Annotated in this window: 5 protein-coding genes; all 5 read right to left on the bottom strand. The window is 72.8% G+C overall.

Annotated elements, in window-relative coordinates; all coding sequences use genetic code 11:
- Positions 1 to 1,261, bottom strand: a 1,261-nt coding sequence (locus SSBG_RS20530) for a ComEC/Rec2 family competence protein (protein ID WP_234010609.1), incomplete at its 3' end; no start/stop codon positions are given.
- A 209-nt stretch (positions 1,262 to 1,470) separates the two neighbouring features.
- A complete protein-coding gene (locus tag SSBG_RS20525) occupies positions 1,471 to 2,421 on the bottom strand; it encodes a helix-hairpin-helix domain-containing protein (protein ID WP_234010608.1) in 951 nt (316 codons plus the stop codon).
- A 252-nt stretch (positions 2,422 to 2,673) separates the two neighbouring features.
- On the bottom strand, positions 2,674 to 3,519 hold the full coding sequence (locus SSBG_RS20520; protein ID WP_008747982.1) for a DegV family protein: 846 nt from the start codon (positions 3,517 to 3,519) through the stop codon (positions 2,674 to 2,676).
- 224 nt (positions 3,520 to 3,743) lie between these two features.
- Positions 3,744 to 4,490, bottom strand: coding sequence for a hypothetical protein (locus tag SSBG_RS20515; RefSeq protein ID WP_037870263.1), 747 nt, complete (start codon positions 4,488 to 4,490; stop codon positions 3,744 to 3,746).
- A gap of 218 nt (positions 4,491 to 4,708) precedes the next feature.
- A complete protein-coding gene (gene leuS / locus SSBG_RS20510) occupies positions 4,709 to 7,609 on the bottom strand; it encodes a leucine--tRNA ligase (RefSeq protein ID WP_008747980.1) in 2,901 nt (966 codons plus the stop codon).
- Between the last annotated feature and the right edge of the window lie 465 nt (positions 7,610 to 8,074).

The raw sequence follows: 8,074 nt of genomic DNA, 5'->3' as shown, positions 1-8,074 counted from the left end.
AGAGCAGCACCACCACGGGAGCGCACACCGCCTGCGCCGCGGCCGCTGCCGCGATCCCCTCCGCGAGTCTCGGCCAGACACCCCGCCGTCGCAGTGCCGCGCTCCAGGAAGGCGCCACGGTCAGCAGGGCGCCCGTCGCGAGCACCGAGAGCACGAAGCCGAAGCTCCGCGCCAGCCACGGTTCCCACAGCACGAGCACGAGAACCACCGCGGCGAGTGCCGGCACCATCGACCTGCGCCGCCCCGTCGCGAGCGCCACCAGGGCCACGGTTCCGCACCCGGCCGCCCGCACCACGCTCGGTTCGGCCCCGCACACGACGACGAACCCCGCGCACAGCACGCCTCCGGCCACCGCCGTCCCCCGCAGCGACAGACCGAGCCGGGGCGCGAGCCCGCCCCGTTCCGCCCGCGCCGCCCGCCCCGGCGGCCCGAGGAGAACCGCGAGCAGCACCGCGAAGTTCCCCCCGCTGACCGCGAGAAGATGCGTCAAGTCCGTCGCCTGGAAGGCCCGTTCGAGAGCGGGTGTCAGACCGGAGGTGTCGCCCACGACGAGCCCGGGCAGCAAGGCCCGCACGTCCGGATGCAGGGGCGCCACCGCCTCGCGCAGGTCCTCCCTCAGCTTCCCCGCCGCCCGCCGCACCCCGTTGGGACGCCCGACCACGACGGGCCCCGCCTCGCCGTGCGCCCGCGCCACCGCGGCCGCGCGCCGGCCCTCCGTCCACGGGGGGCTCCAGCGAAAACGGGTGCGCACCCGCGTCGTCGGGAGCAACCGCAGCCATTCCCTGGCCTTCTTCTCCTGTCCCGGCTCCATGACGCCGTCCACCACCACGAGCACCGGCGTCCGCACCCGGACCACTCGCCCGCCCGCCGCCCCGATCTCCCGCACCTCCCCTTCCCAGAGCAACTGCCCGGGCAGTTCCCTGCCTCCCCGCACCGTCGAGGGCCGCGCACGCGGCTGGTCCGTGACCTCGACGACCGCCTCGGTCACCGCACCGTGCCGCGCCAGCCCCGGCACGGGTCCGCGTTCGATGTCCGCGCGCCCCACGGCCGCCGACGCGGCCCCGGCACTCACGCACACGAGCACGGCCGCCACCGCCCAACGCCGCCTGCCACCGCTTTCCCTCGCCCGCTTCGCGCCCCTGCCGGACAGGAGCAGCCCGGCGCCGAACGCCACGCACACCATCGCGATCCACACCCCGGCGCGAGCCGACAGCCCCAGCACGAGAGCCGCCGCGCCCCAGGCACCCAGCGCAGGCAGCACGAGCCGCAGATCCGCGCCCTCCCGTCTGCTCCGGCTCCTGGGCCCGGTCACCGGCTCCCGCGACGGCGCCCGGCCGACCGGCACCCTGCGAACCGGCCCGCCGCGAGACCAGGGCTCCCCCGGGGCCGATGCCGGCCCGGTGCTTCCGGCCCGTCCCGCGACGGCTCCCCCGTCGATGTCGCCCTGTCGCTGCCGTTCCCCCACCGCGCTCACAACCGCACGTACTCCCGCAGTTCGGCGAACCGACGTGCGCCGATCCCGGACACCTCACGCAGTTCGTCCACCGAGCCGAAACCGCCGTGCGCGGTACGGTGATCGAGGATGCGCTGGGCCAGGACAGGACCGACGCCGGGCAGTCCGTCGAGTTGGTCCAGTGAGGCCGCGTTGAGCTGGACAAGAGGACCGGTGGCCGGGGCAGTACCGGCCGACGCCCCGCCGGCTCCCGCGGGCGTCCCGCCCGGAACCCCCGTGCCGACCGCCGCCGTGATGCCCCCGGGCGGCGGAGCTCCGACCCAGACCAGCTCTCCGTCGACCAGCGGGCGGGCACGGTTGAGCCCTTGCAGATCCGCGCCCTTCCGCACCCCTCCGGCGGCCCGCAGCGCGTCCTCCACCCGGGAGCCGGGCACCAGCCTGCGCACCCCGGGCTTCCGCACCTCGCCTCCCACGTCCACGACGAGCGCGCCACGATCGGCACCAGGAGCGGCACCCGCGGACCCGGCCCCCTCTGCCGCGCCCTCCCGCTCCGCCGCAGCCTCCGAAGGAGCGGGAACGCCCTTCGCCGGCATCCCTCCCGTCGTCGCCGTCGCCGTGTCCGCCGACGTGTGTTCCGCGGCGGGCACCGAGACCGGTTGCGGGCGCGCGGACCACCAGTGCTGAGCCGCGAAGCCGAGGAGGCCGAGCAGCACGACGGCGAGGGCCAGTACTGCGCGCCGTTCGAGCACGAGACGGGAGCGCAGCCACAGCGGAAGGCGGTCCGCGAGCGCGGCCCGCGCGCGCCCGAACGCAGTCGCGACGGCAGGGGCCCCGGCGTCCGGCGCCCCGCGAGGCGGCGCCTTGCCCGCGTGCCGGGCCCACGGCGCCATGCCGTGCCCCGCGTACGTCGTTTCCGGACGCCGCGAGCGCACGAGCGGCATTGATGTCTGCGCGTTCTTCCATGTCACTGAACGTAAGCGACGCGGAGGGCACCACTCGCCCCGAAAGTGAAATCTGTGGATAACTCGGCGAAACCCGATTTTTCTCTCACTCATGAGAGTGACGAGAGTCGCGACGAGGAGAGGGCGCGAGCCGACTCTCCTGTGGATAACTCCCGTTAGCTCCGCCCTGACCTCGTGGAAAACCGTTTCGCCTGCCTTGCGGAAAGTCGTTCGGCCCTCGAAGCGGAGAACCGTCGGGCTCCCGGCACGGAGAGCCGTTCAGCGAGGAGAGACGACGGCTCCCAGCAGTCCCGGCCCGGTGTGCGCGCCGATGACCGCGCCGACTTCGCTCACGTAGAGCGACGCCGTACCCGGCACGCGCGCCCGCAAGCGCTCGGCGAGGGCCTCGGCCCGGTCGGCGGCGTCCAGGTGGTGGACCGCGAGGTCCACTCTCCCCGCGCCCGCGCACTCCGCCACGAGTTCTTCGAGACGGGCGACGGCTCTGGATGTGGTGCGGACCTTCTCCAGCGGCTCGATGCGGCCGCCCGTCAGCTGGAGCAGCGGCTTGACCGCGAGCGCCGAGCCGAGAAGTGCCTGCGCGGTCCCGATCCGGCCGCCGCGCCGCAGGTGGTCGAGGGTGTCCAGGCAGAAATACGCGGAGGTACCGGCGGCACGCTTCTCGGCCGCCGCGACGATCTCCTCGGCCGTGCCGCCGGCCTCGGCCTGCTCGGCGGCGCTGAGCGCGCAGAAACCGAGCGCCATGGCCACCGCTCCGGTATCCACGACGTGCACGGGCAGACCGGCCCCCCGTCCCGCGAGGACCGCGGCGTCGTACGTGCCGGAGAGTTCGGCGGACAGGTGCAAGGAGACGATCGCCGAGGCGCCCTCGTCGGCGAGTCTGCGGTAGGTGCGCGCGAACGCCTCGGGGCTGGGACGTGAGGTCGTCACGGGGCGGTGCTTGCGCAGGGCCTGGGCGAGGGCTCCCGGCGAGATCTCCGTGCCCTCCTCGTACGCGTCACCGTCGAGCACGACGGTCAGGGGTACGGAGGTGATGCCGTGTCGCGCGCTCGTCCCGGGCGGCAGGTAGGCCGTGGAATCAGTGACGATCGCGACATGGCGTGACATGGCTCGGAGGTTACCTGGCGGGCGCGGGAGGCGGCAGCCCGCCCCCGCCGGAGCGGGAGGAGCGGAGTGACCGGCGCAGGGGGCTGGTGGCCGTACGGATCGCGGGCGCGGCACACCGGGTCTGTCGCCCGGGCGCGGCACACCCGGTAGGGCACGCCGGGTCTGTCGCCCGGGCGCGGCACGCCACTTCCGTCACGTCACTGCGGGCGGGACGCGGTCGTTCGTCAGTCCGGGCGGGGCTGCTCGTGCGGCTTCTTGAGGAGACGCTCCCAGGGGTGGGGGGTGGGGCGGGCCTGGTCGAGCGGGGGCGGTGGGCTTGGCGGAGGCGGGGGTGGGGCGCCGTCGTCCCAGCGTTGCGCGACCGGCTCCGAGTCCGGCCGGGTCTGCGCGGCGGGCCAGGGCTGCGGGCCGGGTTCCGGGCTTTCGGCCGGGGCCCAGTGGCGCAGGGCGCCGCTCTCCATGTCGATCTGCCGGCTCAGCGCGTCCAGGTCGTCGTCCGAGTCGTGGTGCGCGCGGTCCCTGACGGCATGGCGCAGGCCGTTCGCCGCCCCCACGATCTTCTGGGTGCGCTCGCGCAGCGCGGGCAGTTCGGCGGCGAGCCCCGTCCGGTCCGGGTCGTTCTCCAGGCGCCGCAACTCGTCGTCCAGCGCGTGCCCGTGCACGCTCAGACGGCGGAAGAGCCCGAGGGACTCGGCGAGCCCGCTGTCACCGTCCGCGCGCGCGTCGAGGGATTCCTGCGTGGCCCGCATGGAGGTGCGCAGGGAGAGCCGGAGCCCGGCGATCTCGCCGTGCGGGCCCTGGCGGGCGTACGAGCGTGCCTTGAGCGTGGAGTCCTCGACCGCTCTGAGCGCCTGGTGCACCGTCCGGTCCACGCCGCGCTTGGCCGCACCCACCACCTTGACCGTCACGTAGGCCCCGGTGACGACGAACAGCACGAAGATCAACGCAAGGACGATGAGCACGGCCGACATCGGGTCCCCTTCCACCGGCGGTCACGCGGTACGTCTCCACGGTAACGGCGAAGGGTGGACCAGAGGTTCCCCGGAACCCTGATCCACCCCTTAGGGGAAAACCCCTATAGACACGGTGCGTGAACTTCGCGCACGCTGTGTGCATGAACGTGTTCACGCACCGTGTCGCCGGTGTCCTCCGCGTTTTCCGGCGCCGCGCCTCTTCGGGCGGTGCCGGTTCAGGCCGTCACGATGTTGACGAGCTTCGGGGCCCGCACGATGACCTTGCGGAGCTCCGCTCCCCCGAGCGCCGCGACGACGCGCTCGTCGGAGAGGGCGATCTTCTCCAGGTCACTGTCGCTGATCTCCGGGGAGACCTCCAGCCGCGCCTTGACCTTGCCCTTGATCTGGACGACGCACGTCACGGTCTCGTCCACGACGTAGGCCGGGTCGGCGACGGGGAAGGGCTCGTGGACGACGCTTTCCTCGTGCCCGAGGCGCCGCCACAGTTCCTCGGCGATGTGCGGGGCGAGCGGCGCGACCATCAGCACCAACGCCTCGGCGACCGGCCGCGAGAGCGGGCCGCCGGCCTTCGTCAGGTGGTTGTTCAGCTCGGTGATCTTCGCGATCGCCGTGTTGAACCGCATGGCCTCCAGGTCGTGGCGCGTGCCGTCGATCGCCTTGTGCAGCGCGCGCAGCGTGGCCTCGTCCGGGGCGTCCTCGGTGACCGTCAGGGCACCGCTGGCCTCGTCCACGATGTTGCGCCACAGCCGCTGGAGCAGCCGGAACTGCCCCACGACGGCACGCGTGTCCCAGGGACGCGAGACGTCCAGCGGGCCCATCGCCATCTCGTACAGGCGCAGCGTGTCGGCCCCGTACTCGGCGCAGATCTCGTCGGGCGTCACCGCGTTCTTGAGCGACTTGCCCATCTTGCCGAGCAGCCGCGAGACCTTCTCGCCCTCGTAGTAGTATGCGCCGTCGCGCTCCTCCACCTCGGCGGCGGGCACGGCGATGCCGCGGCTGTCGCGGTAGACGAACGCCTGGATCATGCCCTGGTTGTAGAGCTTGTGGAACGGCTCGGCGGAGGACACGTAGCCCAGGTCGAAGAGGACCTTGGACCAGAAGCGCGCGTACAGCAGGTGCAGCACGGCGTGCTCGGCGCCGCCGACGTAGAGGTCGACACCGCCGGTGGGCATGTCCTCGCGCGGCCCCATCCAGTACCGCTCGATCTCGGGGTCGACGAACTGCCGCTCGTTGTGCGGGTCGAGGTAGCGCATCTCGTACCAGCACGAACCGGCCCAGTTGGGCATGGTGTTGGTCTCGCGGCGGTACGTGCGGGGCCCGTCGCCCAGGTCGAGCGTGACATGCACCCACTCCTCGTTGCGCGAGAGCGGGGTCTCGGGCTCGGCGGTGGCGTCGTCGGGCTCGAAGGTGCGCGGCGAGTAGTCCTCGATTTCGGGCAGTTCGAGGGGCAGCATCGACTCGGGCAGCGAGTGGGCGACGCCCTCCTCGTCGTAGACGATCGGGAAGGGCTCGCCCCAGTACCGCTGACGGCTGAACAGCCAGTCGCGCAGGCGGTAGTTGATGGTGCTCTCGCCGATGCCCCGCGCGGTCAGCCACGGGGTGATCCGGGCCTTGGCCCCGGTGACGTCGAGGCCGTCCAGGCTGAGGTGCTCGTTCGCGGAGTTGACGAGTTTCGCCTCGTAGGAGGAGAAGGCGTCGTCCCACGTGGCGGGGTCCTCGCCGCGGCCGTCGGTGGGCGCGACGACGCAGCGCAGGGGGAGCTCGAAGGCGCGGGCGAAGGCGAAGTCCCGGCTGTCGTGGGCGGGCACGGCCATGATCGCGCCGGTGCCGTAGCCCATCAGCACGTAGTCGGCGATGAAGACGGGGACGCGCTCGCCGGAGACGGGGTTGGTCGCGAAAGTGCCCGTGAAGACACCGGTCTTGTCCTTGGCCTCGGCCTGGCGCTCGACGTCGGACTTCGCCGCGGCCTGGGCCCGGTAGGCGGCGACGGCGTCGGCGGGGGTGGCGTGCCCGCCGGTCCACGCCGCGCGGGTGCCCTCGGGCCAGCTCGCCGGAGTGATCGACTCGACCAGTTCGTGCTCGGGGGCGAGGACCATGTACGTGGCGCCGAACAGGGTGTCCTGGCGGGTGGTGAAGACGGTGATGTCCCGCGCCTCGCCCGTCGTCGTGGTGACGGGGAAGTCGACGCGGGCGCCCTCGGAGCGGCCGATCCAGTTCCGCTGCTGGAGCTTGATCGCCTCGGGCCAGTCCAGGCCGTCCAGATCGTCGATGAGGCGGTCCGCGTAGGCGGTGATGCGCATGTTCCACTGGCGCAGCTTCGCCTTGAAGACGGGGAAGTTGCCGCGCTCGGAGCGGCCGTCGGCCGTGACCTCCTCGTTGGCCAGCACCGTGCCCAGGCCGGGCGCCCAGTTGACCGGCGCCTCGGAGGCGTAGGCGAGGCGGTACTCGCTCAGCAGCTCGGCACGCTCGGTGGCGCTCAGCTCCGCCCAGGGGCGCCCGTCGGGAGTGGGCCGGGTGCCGGCGGCGAACTGCTCGACCAGTTCCTCGATCGGGCGCGCCTTGTCCGCCTCGGTGTCGTACCAGGAGTTGAAGATCTTGACGAAGATCCACTGCGTCCAGCGGTAGAACTCGGGGTCGATCGTGGCGACGGAGCGGCGCTTGTCGTGACCGAGGCCGAGCCTGCGCAGCTGCTGGCGCATGTTGGCCATGTTGACCTCGGTGGAGATGCGCGGGTGCGTGCCGGTCTGCACCGCGTACTGCTCGGCGGGCAGCCCGAAGGCGTCGAAGCCCAGGGTGTGGAGGACGTTGTGCCCGGTCATGCGCTGGTAGCGGGCGAAGACGTCGGTGGCGATGTAGCCCAGCGGGTGGCCGACGTGCAGTCCCGCGCCCGAGGGGTACGGGAACATGTCCATCACGTACTTCTTGGGGCGGGCGGCGAGTTCGGGCGAACCGGCCAGGTCACCCGTGGGGTTGGGCGCCTCGTACGTGCCGCGGGCGTCCCAGAAGTCCTGCCAGCGCGCCTCGATGTCGGCGGCGAGGGCCGCCGTGTAGCGGTGCGGCGCGGCCGTCTCGGCGGCGCCGGCGGGCCCGGCTGCGGAGGGGTTCGTCTGACTCATCGGTTCTCAAGACTCCATCGATCGCATCTGCTCCCGGAAACGAAAAATCCCCTCGCACAGGAGGGGACGCCGCGCCGATTCCGGCCACGAAGCCCGGTGGGTTCTCACCAGGAGCCAGGGTGGCGGGGACTGATCAGCGCGGCTCGCTAAGCAGAAGGCGTACGGCACGCATGGCGTCAGGGTACCGCAGTGCCCGCGACGCCCGCACGGAACGCCCGGCCCGCGGACGGAGGGGGCCGGCCGAGGGAAGGGGCCGGACCGGGCCGTCCGGGGACGGGGGAAGTTGGAGGCGGACGAAGGTGAGCCGGGAGGGGGAGGCCGGGGACGAGGGCGCGGGGGAACAGCGCGCTCTCACTCGTCGCCGTACGCGCCGGACCCGGGGGAACCCCGGAAACGGCGAGTGGGCCACCCGTACCGGGTGGCCCACTCGATCAATCGCTGTGGAGCTAAGGAGAATCGAACTCC

Source organism: Streptomyces sp. SPB074 (assembly GCF_000154905.1).
Classification (GTDB): Bacteria; Actinomycetota; Actinomycetes; order Streptomycetales; family Streptomycetaceae; genus Streptomyces.
This window is presented reverse-complemented; position numbering and strand designations above follow the sequence as displayed.

What these genes read in the sequence shown, in the direction of transcription:
- SSBG_RS20520 (WP_008747982.1), bottom strand. Translation starts at nt 3,519, where the DNA reads ATGTCACGCCATGTCGCGATCGTCACTGATTCCACGGCCTACCTGCCG.
- SSBG_RS20515 (WP_037870263.1), bottom strand. Translation starts at nt 4,490, where the DNA reads ATGTCGGCCGTGCTCATCGTCCTTGCGTTGATCTTCGTGCTGTTCGTC.
- leuS (WP_008747980.1), bottom strand. Translation starts at nt 7,609, where the DNA reads ATGAGTCAGACGAACCCCTCCGCAGCCGGGCCCGCCGGCGCCGCCGAG.